This window comes from Pseudaeromonas sharmana, assembly GCF_042649925.1.
Taxonomy (GTDB): Bacteria; Pseudomonadota; Gammaproteobacteria; order Enterobacterales; family Aeromonadaceae; genus Pseudaeromonas; species Pseudaeromonas sharmana.
Map to the genome: position 1 here is coordinate 346458 of NZ_JBHSAF010000014.1, position 19680 is coordinate 366137.

Below are 19680 nucleotides of genomic sequence, written 5' to 3' on the forward strand. Positions count from 1 at the left end.
TGACGTGACTGCCGGCGCTTAGGATGCCTAACCATGCTTTCTTCCTCCGTTTTATTTAAGGGAAGGATGACAATCTCCTGTCGTTGCCGGTATGACAGCATAATGAATTATTTATGACGGGGCGTTAGCCAATCCACGCATAATGTTGATTGAGTAATTTAAACGACATGGCCAGGGACATGATGACTAACAGGGGGCGAATCAACCCCACCCCTCGCTTGACGACCAATCGTGAGCCGAGTCGCGCACCGATAAATTGCCCGATAGCCATGGTTAACCCCAGCGTCCAGACCATATTGCCACCTAACGCAAAGAAAATGAGCGCTGAAATATTAGAGGTAAAATTCAAGAGCTTGCTATGCGCAGTTGCCTTCGCCAGATTGAATCCTGCGAGTGCAACAAAACCAACAGCAAAGAATGAACCTGTTCCTGGCCCAAAAAAACCATCATAAAAGCCGACACCCAGTCCAACCGTCAATGCAAACGCAATATGGCCCAGACGCCGATGCGAATCCTGGTTTCCCACTCGGGGCGAGAACAGAAAATAAAGTGCAAAAGCCATAAGCAGGAAGGGTAATAACCGCGCGAGCGCACTGGCATCGATCTGCTGCACCAGAAGGGTTCCACACATACTGCCAACAAACGTAAGCAGCACTGACCACTTGATCGACGAAAAATCGATATAACCATGGCGAGCAAAATACCAGGTTGCAGAAAAGCTACCGAAACTACTTTGTAATTTATTGGTTGCCAGTGCTTGAGTCGGAGACAAGCCAGCGGCGAGCAAAGCAGGAAGGGTGAGTAGTCCGCCGCCACCGGCGATGGCATCAATAAAACCAGCAACAAGTCCACACCCAGCCAGCAGCAGCAAGGTGATTACATCCATGTCCATGACGATCATGACTCCTTAACAACAAAGGGATTACAAGGCGACTAAAGCGGGTTGCTGCGAACGGCGAGGTAGTTTTCCCTAAACAGCAAAAACCATGCCTCAAGTGCAGAAGCCGCCGCAATTTCATCATTCATCCGCAACAGTTCCACCCCAACCTCGGCGGTACACAACTGCCCCTCCACGTTGGCCTTGCGCAAGCCATACGCGGAGGCACCTGTGGCGGAGAGCGACAACACTGGCAATGACGCCAGATAAGGACTTTTGCGAAACATCTTCTTCGCCTCGGCCCAGGTTCCATCCAACAAAATGAAGAGTGGCAAACGACCTGGACGCTGTGACGGCCAATCCAGCGCACTGAGCACCGACTGCGTTGGCTGGGCATAGTGACCAGGGAATACAAGGTACGGACACCATTGGGGGTCGTTGAGCAGCGCCAATAATCTTGGGTCCGTTTGCGTTCTGTGCCATAAAAACGCGAAGGTAGAATCAGGCGCTATATCGGCGATCAGACGGCCTGTGTTGGAGGGTTTTAGCGGCTCAGCGTCATACATCAGCAAACAAAAGCCCGCCTTGATTGCGACCTTCGGTCGTTGCGGACAGATACAAGATTCTTCCGGAACCTGGCAGTGCTCGCAACGGCTCAGGTTGCCGCCCCGCGCCTGAAATGGCTTGCTTGAACGAGCCTGGCGCTCCTGCCGAAGTCGCCAGAAGGCATGTTGCATGATGATCTCCACAGCCTGGAAGCCGGCATTCTACCCGTGTACGCGCAGCACAGGAAAGAAAAAAGGCAGCCAATCGGCTGCCTGAAAAACTGATATCGATCAGTTATGAACAATCCTTTACCAACAACGATCAGGGGTTGAAATCGTGCGGCTCAAGGTAAACAACAACATAAGGAAATGGTTAATCGAGGTATTCGTAATGATGAACCGCGCGCCGGCTGCCAAATGCACGCTGAATAACACGCTTGGCTTTATCGTGCAGCCGTTGTGTTTGCGCCAATGCTTTGATTTCATTCAATCGCTTCATCACACCTTCCTCCATGAGCTCCGCCATACGGAACCTGAAATCTCTGTTACACGCCTTGTAACGATGTGTGACCATTGTTGATCAAGCTCACACTTTTGTCTAGCCATCGCTCGCGATAAATGTCATTAAATTACGAGAAAGTCCTTTTATTACGCGAAAAGAGTCTCATAAGAAGCTATTTGTCGTAAATTAAAAGCCTTTAATCATAAAGTCGTAATGTACTTACAGATACCATTCGGTTTCACAGTGTTACGGGCTTCCCATCACTTGCACAGCGCAGACCGCAATCTGATAAGGCAAACACGCTGCAATGGATAACGAATCTGTGTGTCGTTGAGGTATAATCACCCTATAGAACTGCCTAACCAGACATAATTAAGTGATTGAATTAAAAACAGAACAACTGTTACCTCGCTTCCCTGAGCTACAGATAAATCGTCTCTCGGAGGTTTCCCCCCGCCGGTTTGCCGATGCGCAACCCAGAGCCTTATCCGCCATTTCGCGGCTTATTGGCATGCGCAAAGGTTGTCAGACCATGCTCCTGAGTGGACTACCAGGGGTGAATTATGAACAGACTGTCATCGATCTTATTGATGAGTGTTCACCGGACAACGCGGCACTGTTTGATCTGTGTTATGCAGAAAATTTGCGCAATCCCACACGCCCGATCTGGTTGAAACTGCAACCAGGCAGTGGCATTGAGTTCTGCGAGTTAATCGCCGAGTTACTACGCCTGCTGACACTACATCTGGATGCAGAAGCCGTCGTGACACGCATTCTGAAGAAGCAGGCACAAGACGCCAAGATTGCGGATTATCTGACACTGTTGGCTTCACATGTCGCGCAAGGCGGCGGCTTCTCACATCCTGTGCTCATCAACCTGCTAATTCATCATGAGACCGAAACGCCGCCCGTGATCTATGGTCGCGATTTGAGTTGGACCTCGCTATTTGGTGCCGTGAACTATCAAACGGAACAAGGTACTGTCTACAGTCATCATCATCTGCTCGAGCCAGGATTATTGCGTGAAGCCAATGGTGGCTTTTTAGTCTTACCGCTTGAAGAGCTGCTCGACAAACCAGAGCTCTGGTTCAAGCTGCGGAACGCATTGGAAACCGGTTTTCTGGATTGGAGTTCACCAAATACCGAAACCAGTGCCACGCCGTTCTTCATTCCTGAAGCCTCGCCGCTGCAAGTCAAGCTCATTCTGGTTGGTGATCGACTAACCGTCGCCGAGTTCAACCTGCTGGACCGAGAAATTTCGGAACGCATTTTTCTACGTACCGATCTTGTCGCCGAACTGCACCTTGAGGAGCAGTATGACCTCTTTGTCGGCTTGCTCGCCGGATTACGAGAGCAGAATGGACTCCTTGATTTTGATGTCAGTGCTATCAAGGCGTTGAGTCGTTTCGCTTGCCGCCTGTGTGAGCATCAGGAAATCTTGTCGATTGCCGAGACTCAACTCGGCTCGCTAATGCAGCTGGCAGATGGCCTGGCTCGTGAAGAACAGTCTGTCATCGTTTCCGCTAGCCACGTGCTGACGGCGCTGGCGGAGCAGGAATACCGACTCAATTACATCGTCGAACAATCCGATCAAGGAATTCACGACCGACAGGTCTTGTTACAAACCGATGGCGAAGTCATTGGTCAAATCAATGGGCTGTCAGTGATTGAAATCATGGGTCACCCCTATGATTTCGGTGAGCCCGTCCGTCTGACTGCGACTGTGCACATGGGCGATGGTGACGTGGCCGACATAGAGCGTAAAGCCGAGCTCGCAGGGCATATCCACGCCAAAGCCATGATGATCATTCATGGCTATCTCTCCAATCAATTCGGTGCCGAGAACCCATCTCCACTGTCAGCCAACCTGGTGTTTGAACAGTCCTACCATGAGATTGATGGCGACAGTGCTTCGCTGACCGGTTTATGTGCCCTGTTATCGGCACTGGCACAACAACCCATCTTCCAGCATCTCGCGGTTACCGGCGCAGTAGACCAATTTGGTAACGTGCAACCAGTCGGTGGTCTAAATGAGAAAATTGAAGGCTTTTTCCGAATCTGTCGCATTCATGGACTGAGTGGCAAGCAAGGTGTGATCATTCCTGCGAGCAATCAACTGCAGTTGATCCTGAGTGACGAGGTGATCGAGGCGGTAACCAACGGTTTGTTCCATATTTATCCGGTACAGCATGTCGATGAGGCCATCGAATTGTTGACCGGTTGCAAGGCGGGTGATCTGGACGATACCCACAGCATGTACGGCATTATCCATGCCCGCCTTGAAGCGCTGACAGCCCCCCCTCCTCCTCGTGGCTGGTTGGGGAGGCTGCTCAATCTGTGAGTCCAAGTGATCGGAGTTGTTTAGCGAACACCTGTTCGCTAAATTAACCCCAGCCTTAATGACATAGGAATGTGAGCGTGTTAGATACCCAGTCAGTCGAAGTCCCCTCTCTCTCATTGTGCGAGCAAGGGAAAAACCAGTTTTCACGCGATGAATTGCTGGCCTGTAGCCGTGGAGAGCTGTTTGGTCCTGGTAACAGCCAGTTGCCTGCGCCCAACATGCTGATGATGGATCGCATCGTGCGTATCGCGGATATCGGAGGTCAATTTGATAAGGGTGAAATTATCGCCGAACTGGATATCACGCCTGATCTCTGGTTCTTCGGTTGCCACTTCCCTGGCGATCCTGTCATGCCTGGCTGTCTGGGCCTGGATGCAATGTGGCAATTGGTTGGTTTTTATCTCGGCTGGAAAGGTGGTCCCGGCAAGGGGCGTGCATTAGGTGTGGGTGAAGTCAAATTCACCGGACAGATCCTGCCGACGGCTAAAACGGTCACTTACAAGATTCAAATGAAGCGCCTCATATGGCGCAAACTGATCATGGGGATTGCTGATGGTGTGGTCGAGGTGGATGGTCGCCCGATTTATAGCGCCTCAGATCTGAAAGTGGGCCTGTTTACTGACACCTCGTCATTTTGAAAACTGCATGATCAAAAAAGGCCCTCTGGGGCCTTTTTTTGTGGAGTTCATGTCGTGTTATTTGGCAGATAAACCTGTTACGCGATCGTCCATCGCATCCCGCCAACCGCCGAGCCAGTATCCTCTGGCATCAGTTCCTTGATAAGGGCAGCCCTCCTTGGAGCGCCCAGCAATACCGGCTTGGTAACCCTTGGCCCGGGCTCTTTCCATACGATCTCGTTTTTGTCTCTTCATCTGCTAACCCTCTTTTCCAATTGAAAAAAGACGACACCGTTGATGCGATGTCGTCTTTATCCTCAATCAGTCGAAGGCAGAGATCAACCAATCAAAGTGACAATTTGCGACCTTACACAGGATCGTGTCGCTAATTGATTAATAAATCATGACATTTTTTTGAAATGTTTTCTGACTCGCAACAGGCCAAAGGGAGCCAACAGCAGCAGCATCCAGAGTGGCACGGCACCACTACCATTGTCCTGACCGACATTGCTGCTCGGCAACGGGTTGGCGAGAACATAATCGGCTGGAACATCATGGTCACTGCCAAAGGCGACTTGTGGTGTCAACTTAACAGGCACTACAGTCGCATTATTTCGCGCGGACCAGTCAGCATAACTGTCATAGCGATACGCAGTGGCGGCGATAGTGCCATCTTCGGCAATCGCATTGGCATAGGCGATGTAGTAATACTTGCCGTTTTGCTCACAGGAGAGTGCCGCACTGGAACCACTGCAAATCAGATCGTTCAGACGCCAATTGCTTCCAGTTTGCGCATTGTAGAGGAACGCCTCCGGCATACGTGGACTGCCATTGTAGACCGCCTGGGTTTCATTGCGTTCATCGCGCCACCCAACGATCAGATTATTGGCGTTGATCGCCATCGCCTCGGAGTTACTGCCTTGGAAAGGCTTGTTGTGCAACGGTGTAGTACTGGTTCCGGCACTACGGTCATAGACAAACATCTCGACCGGCTTGTTACGGGAAACCACGGTACTGTATTTCTGGTTGCCAATAACGTAGTTACTGTTTGCAGCCACTGACCAGGTACTGGCCAGCACTTCATCACCTTCACCCGGCGCTTTTTTGGAGAGCGGAATCAGCTTCAAATCACCAAAGGTGGCAGTGCCGGAAGAGACGGTCACCGGCCAGTAAACCGCCACATTACGACCATACAGTGCAGAATCCCCCACCTCGCCGGTGGATGAATAACCCACTGCCAGATAGCTACCATCGCTTTCTGCCTGTAGCCCGGTCACAGAAGCCAGTTCGATTACATTCTTGTCATGCTTGTAATAAGCCGGAGCCGTTGCAACAGTGGTGGCCGTTCCGTCACGTTTGACGACCCACAGCGCAGCCTGGGTATTGAAGCCCGGGCAATAACGGTAATCGCCATCGGTATAGATATCGCCGTTGTAACAATTTTTCAGCGAAGACTCTGGCGCCGTCACTGTGGTATTCACAGTACCGCCAACCAGCACATACTCGTCATCCAATTTCTTGATCGTATTGGCACTGCTAAAACCGCCAATGCCATCAAACGTCGCCGGTGGTGCCAGTTGTATCGTCGTGCCATCCAGCGTCGCAATGGCTTGACGCTCGTAGTAATAGCCATTCTGGCTGGTGGAGGCAATCCGATAGCCGACGGACTCATTACTGGTAGCACCCAGCGCCTTGATGATGCCGTCAGCTTCACTCTGCGACGTGGAGTTGACGATCGACTCGGCTTGCGGGGCATAGGTGACGGTATCAACACGCCATTGCTTGGCACGATTAGCATCACCATTCCAGAAACCATCACAGACATCGGATGACATCTGGCCACTGCAGCTGGACATGTAACGGAAGCGGTCCGCCAGGTCCATGGCACTGGGGGGCATATTAAAGTAGGAGAACCAGTCACTGGTCACAGCCAAAGAAGCAACCGATGTGTCATCGGCCATGGCAACGGCCCACGGGCCATAGTTACCGGCCTTATTACCGGTAATTTCGCTGATTTGATAAAATGCGGTATCGGCCGCATGGCCGGCACAAGAAAGCATGGAAAGTGTTGCCAGCAGGGTCAACTTGGTTTTCATGTAATCCTCAATCCTCTTGCTTCATCGCTTCTAGCTCTTCCCAACGCAGGAATGCCGTTTCTAATTCATCTTCACACGCTTGCAAACGGGCAAGGATGTGCTGGGTCTGCTCCGCCGACTGACTGAAAAAGGTCGGCGCATTGACGTGATCCTGTAACTGGGTCAACTCACTTTCTAGCTGTTCCAGCCGCCCCGGTAACGCATCCAATTCCAACTGCAGCTTGTATGACAACTTGCGACTGCGTTTAGTTGCAGCAGGCTCGCTCTCTTTTCGCGGTATCGCGGCGCTGGCCGCCGATTTCACCGGCTCTGCGGACACCTGTTGAGCGCGTAACGCCATTAAATCGGCGTAGCCTCCCACATACTCGGTAATTCGTCCATCACCTTCAAAAAGCCATGAGTGCGTCACAGTGTTATCAATAAAGCGGCGGTCATGGCTTACCAGCAACAAGGTCGCCTGATAATCCGCCAGCAACTCTTCGAGCAGCTCGAGGGTTTCGATATCCAGATCGTTGGTTGGTTCGTCAAGAATTAATAAATTACAGGGACGTAAAAACAACCGGGCAAGCAACAAGCGATTCTTTTCGCCGCCAGAAAGAGCCCGTACCGGGGTCATTGCCCGCTTCGGCTCAAACAGGAAATCTTGCAAATAACCCAGTACATGACGGCGCCGCCCTGCAACCTCGACTTCGGTTTTGCCTTCGGCCAGGTTGTCGATGACGGTCTTGTCTGGATCTAGCTGCTCACGATATTGGTCAAAATAAGCCACGTCCAGCTTGGTGCCACAGCGCAGCGTTCCTGATTGCGGCGTTAACTCGCCAAGCAACAATTTGATCAGGGTGGTTTTACCGCAACCATTCGGTCCGATCAGTGCGATCTTGTCGCCTCGCAGCACCTGGAAGGAAAAATCGCGGATCAATAGCCGTTCCGCAATACCATAGCTCAAGCCTTCTGCTTCGAAAACCAGTTTGCCCGAGCGCTGGGCTTCATCCACCATCAGCTTGGCCGTACCCTGAACATTCCTGCGATCCAGACGTTCACTGCGCAAGGCTTTGAGCGCCCTGACACGCCCTTCATTCCGTGTGCGCCGGGCCTTGATGCCTTGTCGGATCCATGCCTCTTCCTGCGCCAATTTCTTATCAAATTCAGCCATGTGCAAGGCTTCAACCCGCAGGGCCTCCTCCTTGCCCTCCAGATAGGCATCGTAACTGCCGGGCCATGAACTAACCTGGCCGCGATCCAAGTCAACAATCCGGGTCGCCAGCCGGTGAATAAACTCGCGGTCATGGCTGATGAAGACAATCGCCCCGCGGAAATCCTTGAGAAATTGTTCAAGCCATTGAATTGCTTCAATATCAAGGTGGTTTGTTGGCTCGTCCAGCAGCAGCAGATCGGGATCGCCCGCCAGCGCTCTGGCAAAGGCTACCTTACGTAACCACCCACCGGACAAGGAGGTCAAATCGGCCTCTGCATCCAGTTTCATCATGCTGAGCACTTGGCGAATACGCGTGTCAAACTGCCAGCCATTGACGTGATCCAGCTCAGACTGCAAGCGACTCAAGGTCTTGATATGGCTTTCGGAAGGGTCTTGCGACACCAACAAGGATTGATGGTGATAAGCCTGCAACAATGCGCCGGCATCACTAAGCCCTTCTGCGACATAATCAAATACCGACTGATGACAGCTCTGTGGCGGATCCTGCTCCAAGCGCGCAATCTTCAGATCTTGCAGATGAATACGACGGCCATCATCAAGCGGAATATCGCCCGCAATCACTTTGAGTAGCGTCGACTTCCCTGCGCCGTTACGTCCCACCAGACACAGCCGCTCACCCGGCTCAATCTGCAAATCTACATGATCAAGCAAGGGGGCATCACTGTACGACAGATAGGCTTGATGCAACGAGAAAATAGCCATCTTCAGCAATAGCTCCTTAAATGGCACCCATCATTAGACTGCGTCGTCGGCAGAATGGGTAATCAGCCAGCAATTATGGATCTGCGGGTTACGCGCAAAGTCCTTGGGCAGGGTCTGAGTGCTGATGTTCTTTGCCGCCAGACCCAGAGCAGCCAATCCGTCCAAATCCATCTTGAAATGGCGTTTGTTGTTGGAGAATACCAAGGTGCCACCGGCGGCCAATATCCGTTTCAGATTGCGCATCAACAGCAGATGATCACGTTGCACATCAAAACTTTGATCCATGCGCTTGGAGTTGGAGAAGGTGGGCGGATCGATAAAAATCAGATCATATTGTTCATCACACTCGTCAAGCCAGCGCAGGCAATCGGCCTGTTCGAATTGATGGCGGCTGTTAAGCAAACCATTGCACTTGAGATTATCGCGTGCCCAATTCAGATAGGTGCGGGACATATCCACTGTGGTTGTGAATCGTGCACCACCCAAAGCGGCATGCACAGTGGCAGACCCGGTATAAGCGAACAGATTCAAGAAACGCTTGTTTTGCGCCATCTGTCCTAACAACCGACGCGTTTGCCGATGATCGAGGAACAGGCCGGTGTCGAGATAGTCCCAGAGGTTAACCAGTAATTTGGCCCCATACTCATGCACCTCAAACTGATTACCCTGCGCGTCGAGTTTTTGGTACTGATTCTCGCCTTTTTGCCGTTCGCGAACTTTGAGCACTACCCGGCTGCCATCGACACCCGTCACCGCCACGGCGGCTTGGACTAAATCCAGAAACCGTTGCTTGGCTAGATTCTCAGGGATGGTCTTGGGTGCCGCATATTCTTGGATAACCAGGTACTCTCCGTATCGATCGATGGCCGCATTGTAGTCAGGCAGATCCGCATCATACAGACGGTAGGCATCCAGTCCTTCACCCTTGGCCCACTTATCCAATGTTTTAATATTCTTGCGCAGGCGATTGGCGAAGTCTTCCGCCACCATCCGTGTTGAGACCACGGCGTCTACAGCAATCTGATATAGCCGGAACTGGCACTCGAGCGCACCATTAAACAAACGATACTGCTTGTCCGCGCGTAATCTCAGGCAGCTCAGCAGTTCTGTTGACGAAGACAATACTGCCACGCGCCACCCCTGGAAGGAGTGCCGTAGCCCCTGCCCCAATTGTTGGTAAAGTGCCAACAGACCTGGCATATCACCTAACCGCTCGCCATAGGGGGGATTGGTCAAGACCAGGCCGGTTTCACCGCGCCATGGATTGTCCAACTGCGCCACATCGGCGACGGCTAACTCGATGTTATCGGCAAAGCCGGCACGTTTTGCATTTTCGCTGGCACGGCGCAACACCACCTCGTTGACATCGAGTCCGCGCAACCGCAGACCCTGGAGTTTCTGGCGCCCGCGTTTGGCTCGCACACTGGCTTCGGCTTGCAGGGATTGCCACAGGCCGTGATCATAGTTGGCCAGCGACGTGAGTCCAAAGCGCGTACGCAACAGACCCGGTGCCATGTCGGACCACAGCATGGCCGCTTCGACCAGCAAGGTGCCTGAACCGCACATCGGATCCAGCAGCGGCTCGCCTTGCCAGCCAGCACGCAATAACATCGCGACCGCCAAATTTTCTTTTAATGGCGCTTCTCCCGTCGCGGTCCGATATCCGCGTTGATGCAACGCCGGGCCAGACAGGTCGAGCGTAACACTGGCCTCACCCTTCTTGTTGAGGTGCACCAGGATCCGGACATCCGGGGCTTGTTTATCGATATCTGGCCGCTGACCACCACGTTTGCTAAAGCGGTCGACAATCGCATCCTTAACCTTTACGGCGCCATACTGGGTATTACGAATCGTGGCAGAGGTGCCGGTAAAATCGACCGCCAGTGTCTGACGGGCAGTAAACCAGCTCTCCCAGGGTAATTGGGTGATGCCTAGATAAAGGTCCAAATCATCGCGCACAGTAAAACGGGCGACGGACAGGAGGATACGAGATGCTAATCTGCTCCAGAGGCAAGCCCGATAGGCTGTTTCAAGGCTACCGGAAAAAGCGACACCAGCGACAGTTTCCTGAACTTGTTCAGCACCAAGTGCCGTCAGTTCACTGGCTAGCAGGGATTCGAGTCCTTTGGGACATGTAGCAAAAAAATCGGTCATTACGGAGTGCGGGCATCATTCATTAAGGGCCAATAGTATACCTCATGCTGTTAGGACCTTCCTGCACAGAAATGAAAAACGGCTCGTCAGATGAGTAAATAATCCTCACCCAGACAAAAAAATGAAATTAACCCTTGCCTGATACAAAACTAACGTCTAATATCCGCCCCACTTCTGACGCGGGGTGGAGCAGCATGGTAGCTCGTCGGGCTCATAACCCGAAGGTCGTAGGTTCAAATCCTGCCCCCGCAACCAAACAAAAAAAGCCGCACTCAGTGCGGCTTTTTGCTTTTTCGTACAGCCCCAACGGAACAGACCCACAGCTTAATTCTGCTTTATCCATAGCGATTGGCTTTATGCCAACCGCAATTGGCCATTACATACTGCACTAAAAGGAATAATGCGATTATTCATTACCTTGATTAGCTGATGCGTATGTAATGTCTTCTCCTCGGTCAAGGCGAGTTCACCACATAACAACAAACATACCGATGCCGTTTCTCCCGGTTCAATCACCAACACATCGGCATGCCCAAGACTATTCGCCAGCATCACGACTTCACCTAATAATGGTGGTCGGGATAACAGATTAAACTCATTTAAATGCCAGCTTTGTGGCATCAGGGGTTTAGCAAAGCGCATCGCTGCCACAGCATTTAAAACAATCTGTACCCGTTCTGCTTCACCAAACGGCAACTCACCAATGCACTCCAGCAGATGAAAATAGTGAGAAGTATCGTCAAGAGAGAATACTGCGGGATGACGAGCCTCATCGGTTAACTGCTTGGAACGATAGGCCGTCGCAAATTGCATGTCGGAGGACAAATCAAGCAACAGCCTGTCCATTTTTTCATCAAACATCCATCGCCAATGATCATCCGGGACTAATATCATGATCGTTCTCTAATGCTAAATCCTGAGTGCAGATGAATTTATATTCCATATCCGGTTGAAATACAAACATCAAATTAATCCTTGTGCTGTTTTTTTTATAATTGTGGGAATGGCGTGATTTAATACGGGATTATCAATATGCCAACAGGTGATATTCCTCTATCTCAGCCGATTGTTTAGGTTGTGAAATGGGCTTGGATGGCAAGGCTTTCGAACAAGAGTATTTAGTCAAAAACAACAAAAGGGCCACCAGGCCCTTTTGTTTACTCCTGCATCACAGGCGTCATTATAACAAGTGTTCGACGATGTCTTTGACCAGCGGCGGACCTTTGTAGATAAAGCCAGAATATACCTGAACCAGAGACGCCCCAGCAGCCAGCTTTTCTCGAGCCGCCAACGCCGAGTCAATCCCACCTACGCCGATAATAGGCATCTTGCCTTTGAGTTGTCCGGCTAATTTACGAATGAACTCGGTACTTTTCGCTTGCAAGGGTTTGCCACTCAATCCCCCGGTCTCATGGGCATGAGGCATATCAAAAATCATCTCACGGTCCAGTGTGGTGTTCGTTGCTATCACACCGTCAATCTGATTTTTCAATAATGTGTTCGCGACATCAGCCAACTCATCATCACTCATGTCTGGGGCAATTTTGACTGCTAACGGTACATATTTACCATGCAATTGTGCCAGCTCACCCTGACGCAGCTTAAGTGCCGCCAGCAACTCATCCAATGCGGCTCCATATTGCAGCTGACGCAAACCCGGAGTATTGGGTGATGAGATATTAATTGCGATATACCCTGCATATGGATAAACCTTATCCATGCACGCCAGGTAATCATTTTTCCCCTCCTCGAGCGGAGTGTCCTTATTTTTTCCGATATTTACACCAATCACCCCTTGGTAGCGGGTCTTCTTCAACTGCTCCACCAGGTGATCGACGCCTTTATTATTGAATCCCATCCGATTGATAATGCCTTCAGCCGGAATCACCCGAAACAGGCGCGGTTTATCATTACCCGGTTGTGGCCGCGGGGTGACGGTACCCACTTCAATAAAACCAAACCCCATGGCGCCGAATGCATCAATGGCTTCACCATCTTTATCTAAACCAGCGGCAAGCCCGACAGGATTATCAAAGGTCAAGCCCATCACCGTTACCGGGCGCGACGGTACCTTTTGCCGGAAAAAAATATCCAGAGGGGTACCACCGAGAAAAGAAAGCTGTTTGATGGTCAATTCATGGGCCACTTCCGGATCAAGCTTGAACAGGAAATGACGGGCAAGTTGATAAAACATGCGAGCTCCTTCTATTCGGTGATGCAAATAACGTCAATTCACCGCGGCATATCCATGCAAAGCCACGGCGGAGTTAAAACGGCGCACATGTTAAACGTTATCGTCAACTATTGCACTGCCCTTGACCTTAGCCGATACGCTCCAGATCAAGGAAGCGGTGATTATCATCGGTCCGCAGCCTGAAGCGTCCGTGCAGGCCGGAATGACCGATAAAACGCCGTAAATGCTGGGCTTGCAGCTCAATGCGCAGCCCCTGTTCACTCAGCACAGACACGCGTTGTGCATCACCACGGTAGATGGCCAGCACCTGCTCTGCCGAGAAATGAAGACGAAATGTATAGATGCGCATAAAAAATGGGGGCCTAAGCCCCCTCTTCCTTATTGGGCCAGTGCCCGCGAGATCTTCTCATAAAGATCACGAGCCAAATCGGGGAGTTGCGCCAATGCTTGTAACTCCTCCCGGATCATGGCCTTGCGCGTGCTGTCGAGGCGTCCGAACTGAATCATCGGTACAATCATACGCGCTGCGACCTGGGGGTTGATGCTGTTGAGTTGCGTCAACATAGCACGCAAAAAACGGTAACCGCTACCGTCACGAGCGTGGAAAACCACCGGATTTGCGGCAAAAGATCCAATCAAGGCGCGCACCCGATTCGGGTTTTGCAGTGAAAAACTGGGGTGTTCGAGCAGGGCTTTGACCCGTTCCAGGGTCTGAGCATCATGGCGCCCGGCTTGCAGCCGGAACCAGTTATCCATCACGAGACCATCGTGTTGCCATTTTTGCTCAAAATCCGCCAACAACGACGCGAGCACGGGCAGATCGGCGACACTGGCCGCCTGCATCGCCGCTAGCGTATCGGTCATGTTATTCGCCTGACGATAGTGGGCTGTCACCCGCTCCTCTCCTAGCCCGGCGCGGGCCAGATAAAGCAGTGCCAAATTGGCCAACGCCCGACGTGCCATCGCAGCCCCATCAGTGGTGTAGTCACCGCCGATGTGGTGACACTGGTAGGCGGCATGCCACAACTCGGCGTGACGTGTCGCCACGGCATCCAGCAGGAATTCTCGTGCGACATGGATATGATCAACATCCGCACTGGTAAACAGCTCCAGCAAGGTGCCCTCGCCGGGTAACGTCAGAATTTCTGTGGCTAATGCCGGATCCATCTTCTGATCTTGTAACACGCTACCATATGCGAAGAGTAACGCTTCTGGCACGCAGAGCGGTTCGTTGCGTTCCTGTTTGCGCACCGCTTCGATGATAAAGCGGTTGACCAGCATCTGGGCTGCATCCCAGCGCACCACATCATTGCGGGCATGGGCCAACAACAGACAGAGTTCGTGATCCTGATAGGGGTAGTCCAGTTTCACGGGTGCCGAAAACTCTTGTAACAAGGCAACCACAGGTCGCTCGGCAATCGCGTCAAACACAAATGTCTGTGCTGCTGCGGTCAGCTCCAGCAGGCCACTGACGGACTCTCCATCGCGTTGCAGCGGCAATTCGGCGCCCCGACTATCGTATAACGCGATACTCAGCGGTATGTGTAACGGTAGCTTTTCACTTTGCTGAGCCGTCGGCGGGGTTGCCTGCTGGACATGCAACTGGTAACGCTGAGCCACCGCATCATATTCGTCGCGGACAGTTAGCACTGGTGTCCCCGCTTGCGAATACCAACGTCGGAATTGAGTGAGATCACGACCCGAGCCAGCTTCCATGGCCTGTACAAACTGCTCGCAGGTGGCGGCCTGTCCATCATGGCGCTGAACGTAGATTTTCATGCCGCGCTGGAAGGCCTCTTCCCCCAGCAAGGTATGCATCATACGGATCACTTCAGAACCCTTCTCATACACGGTAACGGTATAGAAGTTATTCATCTCGATCACCACATCTGGGCGGATGGGGTGTGCCATAGGGCCGGCATCCTCTGCAAATTGCGGCCCACGGATAATCCGTACATTGCGAATACGATTGACCGCCCGCGAGCCAACATCCGAGGAAAACTCCTGATCCCGGAATACCGTTAACCCCTCTTTCAAGCTGAGCTGGAACCAGTCACGACAGGTTATGCGATTGCCCGTCCAGTTATGGAAGTACTCATGTGCAATCACCCGTTCTATATCGAAATAATCGGTATCGGTGGCGGTTTGCGGATTGGCCAGAACAAAACGGGAATTGAATATGTTCAATCCCTTGTTCTCCATTGCGCCCATATTGAAAAAGTCGACCGCGACGATCATGTATATGTCGAGATCGTATTCAAGCCCAAAGCGCTGTTCATCCCAGGCCATTGATTTTTTCAGACTGGTCATGGCGTGGGGCGCCCGATCGAGGTTGCCCTTATCGACAAATAGCTCTAGCGCCACCCGTCGACCACTGCCGGTGACAAACTCGTCACGCAGAACGTCGAAATCGCCGGCGACCAAGGCAAACAGATAGCAGGGTTTCGGATATGGATCTTGCCAGCTCACCCAGTGGCGGCCATCCTCGAGATCCCCAGAGGCCATCCGGTTACCATTAGATAACAAGAACGGGTATTGCGCCTTGTCGGCAGTAATACGAGTTGTAAACCGCGCCAGCACATCGGGCCGGTCCAGATAATAGGTAATACGGCGGAAGCCCTCGGCCTCGCACTGGGTACAAAACGCCGGACCTGATTTATACAGCCCTTCCAGCGCAGTGTTGTTGGCGGGATCAATTTCGGTCTCGATCGTCAGCACACACTCGGCCGGCAGATTGCTCAACGTCAACTGGGTGGCAGACTGTACATATGCGCTGAAAGGACGCCCATCGAGTTGGACTTTTTTTAACAGCAGGCCTTCGCCATCGAGTACCAGTGGCTCGTTGTGTTCGCCATTGCGTCGAATACGGCTGATGGCGGTGACACGGGTATGATGATCATCCAGATGAAAATCCAGATCTATGCTGTCTATCCAGTAATGAGGGGCACTGTAATCGAGACGGTATTTTTCCTGAGCAGCCGGAGCGGTCATTGAGGCATCCTGTAAATGAGAACCCGTAGCAGATCTCTATTATCTACACTTGCCGTGGAATACCAAGCACCATGCGGTTCAAACGACTATTTACAGAATAAAAAAACAGGAAGGCGACCATTGGTCGCCTTCCTTACTAACAAGTTCGCTTGATTTTAGCGTTTAACACTAGCACTCAAATCTGCGGTAATCGCCGCCGCCTCTTGCAAATACGCATCCGGGAATTGGATATCCGCCGGCAGGTCAGCAACCTTTTTGACGGCAGGCTTACCCATCCGCGCCAGACGCTCATTGGTGCGCTGCAGGGTGCGATTATCCATCTCATCGCGCTCTTTTATGCGCGCCTGCTCATTTAACGACACCGTCTTGCGAGATTTTTCCTGCTGATACCAACGAATATCCTCATCGATATACGCAAATTCCGGATCTTTCTCAATCCGTGCGGCATGCGCGGCCTCAAGCTTGGGCAAGACAGAACCCAATGCCCCTACCTTGTTGTAGCTCGCGGCGGAGATTTTGTCCCATGGTAAAGCATTCGGCTCGACACTCTCACCCGAATCGCTCGGATCGATGGTGCTCGGGAAGGCAATGTCGGGTTTGACGCCCTTATGCTGGGTACTACCACCATCAATACGGTAGAACTTGGCCATGGTGTACTGAATATTACCCAACTCTTTGTCAAACCAGTCAAACGGACGATGCAATGGCCGGTGCTGTTGCACTGTGCCCTTGCCAAACGTGTTTTCCCCGACGATCAAGGCGCGACCATAATCACTCATTGCCGCAGAGAATATTTCCGAAGCCGACGCACTGTAGCGGTTGACCAGCACGACCATGGGGCCATCGTAATAGCTGATTCCATCGTCATCCTGCTCCTGCTCGATACGGCCGATGCTGTCGCGCACTTGCACCACGGGCCCCTTCTTGATGAACAAGCCGCTCAGGGCAATGGCCTCTGGCAAAGAGCCACCGCCGTTATCGCGCAAGTCAATCAACAGGCCATCAATCTTCTGTTTCTTGAGCTTGTTCAGCTCCTTGATGACATCGGCATGAAGGTTGTTGTAGAAACTGCGAATATCAATCACGCCAATCGTTTTGCCCTGGCTATGGATAACCGATGACTTCGCTGCCCGATCCTCAAGGCGTACCTCGTCGCGCACGATTTCGATAATCTGAGATTGTGCGCTTGCCCCTTCGCCTCGCTGAACCTCAAGGCGCACCTTGGTGCCCTTGGGACCCTTGATCAGGTCTACAACTTCATCCAGGCGCCAGCCGATAATGTCCTGCATTTTGCCGGTGGCTTGAGCGACCCCGGTAATTTTGTCATCTGGCTTCAATTGTTTGGATTTGTCTGCCGGACCACCCGGAACCAGAGAGCGAACTATCGTGAAGTCATCATCCGCCTGCAACACGGCACCGATACCTTCGAGCGAGAGATTCATCTCGCTGTTAAAGCGCTCGGCTTCACGTGGCGAGAGGTAGCTGGTGTGAGGATCAATCGAGCGCGCGAATGCATTCTCAACTGTCATAAACACATCTTCGCTTTCACTCTGACTAAGGCGCTTGATCGACATCTGGTAGCGTTTGGTCAATAAGGATTTGATTTCCGCCTCGCTCTTCCCGGCCAACTTCAGGCTTAACGCATCATATTTGACCCGCTGCCGCCAGAGCTCATCCAGCTCCTGACGGTCTTTGGGCCAAGGTGCATTTTTGCGATCAAACTGATAGCTGTCCTGCTGGGTAAAATCGAAGGGCTTATCCAGCAGACTCAAGGCGTAGGAAAAACGGTCATAACGTCGCTGGATGCTGAGATTGAACAGGTTATAGGCAATGGTGAGATCACCATTTTCCAGCCCCTGCAGCATCTTCAGCCGTGAAGAGTTGAAACCATCGACTTCACTTTGCAAAAAAAGATTACGGCTGTAATCCAGAGTATCCAGATACATATCAAATACCTTAGTCGCGAAGGCATCATCCAATGTGATCTGTTTGTAGTGACTATGCGTGAAGAATTTGGCAATGCGCTTGCTTGCCGTCGCATGCTGGTCTTCCTGACTGAGGGTCGGCAACGCCGTTGCCGGTATGGCCGGAGCCACGGCAAGCGCTAACCCCGGTTGTACCAGGGCCAGCGCCAGCAAGGAGACGCGGAGCAGATGGTTTCTCAAAAACTGGACTCCTAAAGAACGATACGATCGGCCTTGACGCGAACAACCATACCGGTTGCCAATTCGACCTGAATATCTTCTTTGACAACTTCACGAACCGTTGCCGGTACCGGCGCCTTGCCAACCACGACTTTAACGGCCTGGCCTACAACCAGTGTAGCGGCATCGACCTTGGGACGCGCAGGGCGACGCGGCTTATTGGGTTTCTCGCCTTCCGGACGACGACGTGACGCAAACACCTTGTCTTTGCTCTCTTTGAGCGCTTGCTTGGCATGGGTGACGTGTTCTTCGGTCAGAATGCCGCATTCGTTACCATCCAGATCGACACGGATAGCCCCTGCTTTGACACCGTGCAGATAGCGCCAGCTGGAGGTGTATTGACGCAGCGCAGAACGCAATAACGTCTTCGATACCCGCGGATCTTCAGCCAGGCGGGTGGCCAGGTCCTGAAAAATACCAATCTTGAGTGGGCGAGCCTCACCTTCAGCGATGAAACAAGCCGGAAACTGTTCACAGAGGTAAGCAATCAGCTCTTTGCTGTTGCTGAATTTTTCGTTGTTTTCCATGTAAAACCTTGGATAGAAGGGCAATGCCACGAAGTAAATCAACGGCCTATTATAAAGAGGCCCCAGACGATTGCGAGCACGTTACCGATTCCAGCTGAAATTTTCCAGTACCGCAATCATGTTGGCTAATCCGGCTTCATCTTCCTCATCGAAGCGGTCAAAAAGCGGACTGTCGATATCCAGTACGGCGACAACCTGACCCTGGCAGTAGATCGGCAGCACGATTTCCGAATTGCTGGCGCCATCACAGGCGATATGACCAGGAAAAGCATGGACATCGGCCACCCGCTGGATTTTACCCGTGGCGACCGCCGTGCCACACACCCCCTTGCCTACCGGGATGCGGATACAGGCAGGCTTGCCTTGAAATGGCCCCAGCACCAGCTCATCATCTGTACGCCGCAAATAGAAACCGACCCAATTTAGATCACTGAGCGACTGATTTAGCAAGGCACTGACGTTGGATAAATTGGCAATCAGATCCGGCTCGCCATCAGTCAAACCAGCGATCTGGCTGGTTAGTGAACGGTAGAATTCAACTTTAGACATCTACACTCTCCAGAAAAAATCGCTGGCTAACATAAACCGGCACACGCAAGGAGACAAGCAGAAGTGATGCACTGGAGCAGGACAAATCGCGGTTTGGTAATCCGACAGAAAGCAACTACTGTTAAGTGGTGTAAGACATACCGTTTTCACTCGAGATCCGGGCTC

At 52.0% G+C, this 19680-nt stretch carries 16 protein-coding genes and 1 tRNA gene; 3 read left to right on the plus strand and 14 right to left on the minus strand.

All coding sequences use genetic code 11. The features are described 5' to 3' along the window. Positions 1-124: 124 nt before the first annotated feature. From ACFOSS_RS11340 to ACFOSS_RS11350, 3 genes are all read right to left on the minus strand, one after another. Positions 125-892 (minus strand): TSUP family transporter, encoded by a 768-nt coding sequence (locus tag ACFOSS_RS11340; RefSeq protein ID WP_377152534.1) that lies wholly within the window; start codon positions 890-892, stop codon positions 125-127. 41 nt (positions 893-933) lie between these two features. Continuing rightward, the gene (locus ACFOSS_RS11345; protein ID WP_377152536.1) at positions 934-1614 is read right to left on the minus strand and encodes a tRNA-uridine aminocarboxypropyltransferase; all 681 of its coding nucleotides are present in this window, start codon (positions 1612-1614) and stop codon (positions 934-936) included. A gap of 181 nt (positions 1615-1795) precedes the next feature. Next, a complete protein-coding gene (locus ACFOSS_RS11350) occupies positions 1796-1936 on the minus strand; it encodes a hypothetical protein (protein WP_377152538.1) in 141 nt (46 codons plus the stop codon). Between the two features lie 364 nt (positions 1937-2300). Between ACFOSS_RS11350 and ACFOSS_RS11355 the strand changes: the two genes are divergently transcribed. Together ACFOSS_RS11355 and fabA are read left to right on the plus strand one after the other, a co-directional pair. After that, a complete protein-coding gene (locus ACFOSS_RS11355; protein WP_377152540.1) occupies positions 2301-4265 on the plus strand; it encodes an AAA family ATPase in 1965 nt (654 codons plus the stop codon). A 77-nt stretch (positions 4266-4342) separates the two neighbouring features. Then, complete coding sequence (fabA, locus tag ACFOSS_RS11360) at positions 4343-4903, plus strand: 3-hydroxyacyl-[acyl-carrier-protein] dehydratase FabA (protein ID WP_449301179.1); 561 nt, start codon at positions 4343-4345, stop codon at positions 4901-4903. 57 nt (positions 4904-4960) lie between these two features. Here fabA and rmf read toward each other — a convergent pair whose 3' ends face one another. The 4 genes from rmf to rlmKL all read right to left on the minus strand — a co-directional run bounded on the left by rmf (position 4961) and on the right by rlmKL (position 11050). Then, positions 4961-5137: a ribosome modulation factor gene (rmf, locus tag ACFOSS_RS11365; protein ID WP_377152542.1), complete on the minus strand. Its 177-nt coding sequence runs from the start codon at positions 5135-5137 to the stop codon at positions 4961-4963. A 146-nt stretch (positions 5138-5283) separates the two neighbouring features. Further along, complete coding sequence (locus tag ACFOSS_RS11370; protein ID WP_377152544.1) at positions 5284-6978, minus strand: DUF3466 family protein; 1695 nt, start codon at positions 6976-6978, stop codon at positions 5284-5286. Between the two features lie 7 nt (positions 6979-6985). After that, on the minus strand, positions 6986-8896 hold the full coding sequence (gene uup, locus ACFOSS_RS11375) for an ATP-binding cassette ATPase Uup (RefSeq protein WP_377152546.1): 1911 nt from the start codon (positions 8894-8896) through the stop codon (positions 6986-6988). Positions 8897-8929: 33 nt separating this feature from the next. Beyond that, a complete protein-coding gene (gene rlmKL, locus ACFOSS_RS11380) occupies positions 8930-11050 on the minus strand; it encodes a bifunctional 23S rRNA (guanine(2069)-N(7))-methyltransferase RlmK/23S rRNA (guanine(2445)-N(2))-methyltransferase RlmL (protein WP_377152548.1) in 2121 nt (706 codons plus the stop codon). Between the two features lie 178 nt (positions 11051-11228). On the opposite strand from rlmKL, the gene ACFOSS_RS11385 reads away from it, so the two are divergent. Further along, positions 11229-11305: transfer RNA gene (locus ACFOSS_RS11385), tRNA-Met, on the plus strand. Between the two features lie 99 nt (positions 11306-11404). Here ACFOSS_RS11385 and ACFOSS_RS11390 read toward each other — a convergent pair. The 7 genes from ACFOSS_RS11390 to ACFOSS_RS11420 all read right to left on the minus strand — a co-directional run bounded on the left by ACFOSS_RS11390 (position 11405) and on the right by ACFOSS_RS11420 (position 19515). Continuing rightward, the gene (locus ACFOSS_RS11390; RefSeq protein WP_377152549.1) at positions 11405-11944 is read right to left on the minus strand and encodes a cell division protein ZapC; all 540 of its coding nucleotides are present in this window, start codon (positions 11942-11944) and stop codon (positions 11405-11407) included. 286 nt (positions 11945-12230) lie between these two features. Beyond that, a complete protein-coding gene (pyrD, locus tag ACFOSS_RS11395) occupies positions 12231-13244 on the minus strand; it encodes a quinone-dependent dihydroorotate dehydrogenase (RefSeq protein ID WP_377152551.1) in 1014 nt (337 codons plus the stop codon). A gap of 127 nt (positions 13245-13371) precedes the next feature. Continuing rightward, positions 13372-13593, minus strand: coding sequence for a DUF2835 family protein (locus tag ACFOSS_RS11400; protein WP_377152554.1), 222 nt, complete (start codon positions 13591-13593; stop codon positions 13372-13374). A 29-nt stretch (positions 13594-13622) separates the two neighbouring features. Next, on the minus strand, positions 13623-16235 hold the full coding sequence (gene pepN, locus ACFOSS_RS11405; protein WP_377152556.1) for an aminopeptidase N: 2613 nt from the start codon (positions 16233-16235) through the stop codon (positions 13623-13625). 155 nt (positions 16236-16390) lie between these two features. Beyond that, the gene (prc, locus tag ACFOSS_RS11410; protein WP_377152559.1) at positions 16391-18400 is read right to left on the minus strand and encodes a carboxy terminal-processing peptidase; all 2010 of its coding nucleotides are present in this window, start codon (positions 18398-18400) and stop codon (positions 16391-16393) included. 11 nt (positions 18401-18411) lie between these two features. After that, positions 18412-18966 (minus strand): RNA chaperone ProQ, encoded by a 555-nt coding sequence (gene proQ, locus ACFOSS_RS11415; RefSeq protein ID WP_377152561.1) that lies wholly within the window; start codon positions 18964-18966, stop codon positions 18412-18414. 81 nt (positions 18967-19047) lie between these two features. Beyond that, entirely contained in the window at positions 19048-19515 is a 468-nt protein-coding gene (locus tag ACFOSS_RS11420; RefSeq protein ID WP_377152564.1) for a GAF domain-containing protein, read from the minus strand. Positions 19516-19680: the final 165 nt, after the last annotated feature.

What these genes read in the sequence shown, in the direction of transcription:
- ACFOSS_RS11340 (WP_377152534.1), bottom strand. Translation starts at nt 892, where the DNA reads ATGGACATGGATGTAATCACCTTGCTGCTGCTGGCTGGGTGTGGACTT.
- ACFOSS_RS11345 (WP_377152536.1), bottom strand. Translation starts at nt 1,614, where the DNA reads ATGCAACATGCCTTCTGGCGACTTCGGCAGGAGCGCCAGGCTCGTTCA.
- ACFOSS_RS11350 (WP_377152538.1), bottom strand. Translation starts at nt 1,936, where the DNA reads ATGGAGGAAGGTGTGATGAAGCGATTGAATGAAATCAAAGCATTGGCG.
- rmf (WP_377152542.1), bottom strand. Translation starts at nt 5,137, where the DNA reads ATGAAGAGACAAAAACGAGATCGTATGGAAAGAGCCCGGGCCAAGGGT.
- ACFOSS_RS11370 (WP_377152544.1), bottom strand. Translation starts at nt 6,978, where the DNA reads ATGAAAACCAAGTTGACCCTGCTGGCAACACTTTCCATGCTTTCTTGT.
- uup (WP_377152546.1), bottom strand. Translation starts at nt 8,896, where the DNA reads ATGGCTATTTTCTCGTTGCATCAAGCCTATCTGTCGTACAGTGATGCC.
- rlmKL (WP_377152548.1), bottom strand. Translation starts at nt 11,050, where the DNA reads ATGACCGATTTTTTTGCTACATGTCCCAAAGGACTCGAATCCCTGCTA.
- ACFOSS_RS11390 (WP_377152549.1), bottom strand. Translation starts at nt 11,944, where the DNA reads ATGATATTAGTCCCGGATGATCATTGGCGATGGATGTTTGATGAAAAA.
- pyrD (WP_377152551.1), bottom strand. Translation starts at nt 13,244, where the DNA reads ATGTTTTATCAACTTGCCCGTCATTTCCTGTTCAAGCTTGATCCGGAA.
- ACFOSS_RS11400 (WP_377152554.1), bottom strand. Translation starts at nt 13,593, where the DNA reads ATGCGCATCTATACATTTCGTCTTCATTTCTCGGCAGAGCAGGTGCTG.
- pepN (WP_377152556.1), bottom strand. Translation starts at nt 16,235, where the DNA reads ATGACCGCTCCGGCTGCTCAGGAAAAATACCGTCTCGATTACAGTGCC.
- proQ (WP_377152561.1), bottom strand. Translation starts at nt 18,966, where the DNA reads ATGGAAAACAACGAAAAATTCAGCAACAGCAAAGAGCTGATTGCTTAC.
- ACFOSS_RS11420 (WP_377152564.1), bottom strand. Translation starts at nt 19,515, where the DNA reads ATGTCTAAAGTTGAATTCTACCGTTCACTAACCAGCCAGATCGCTGGT.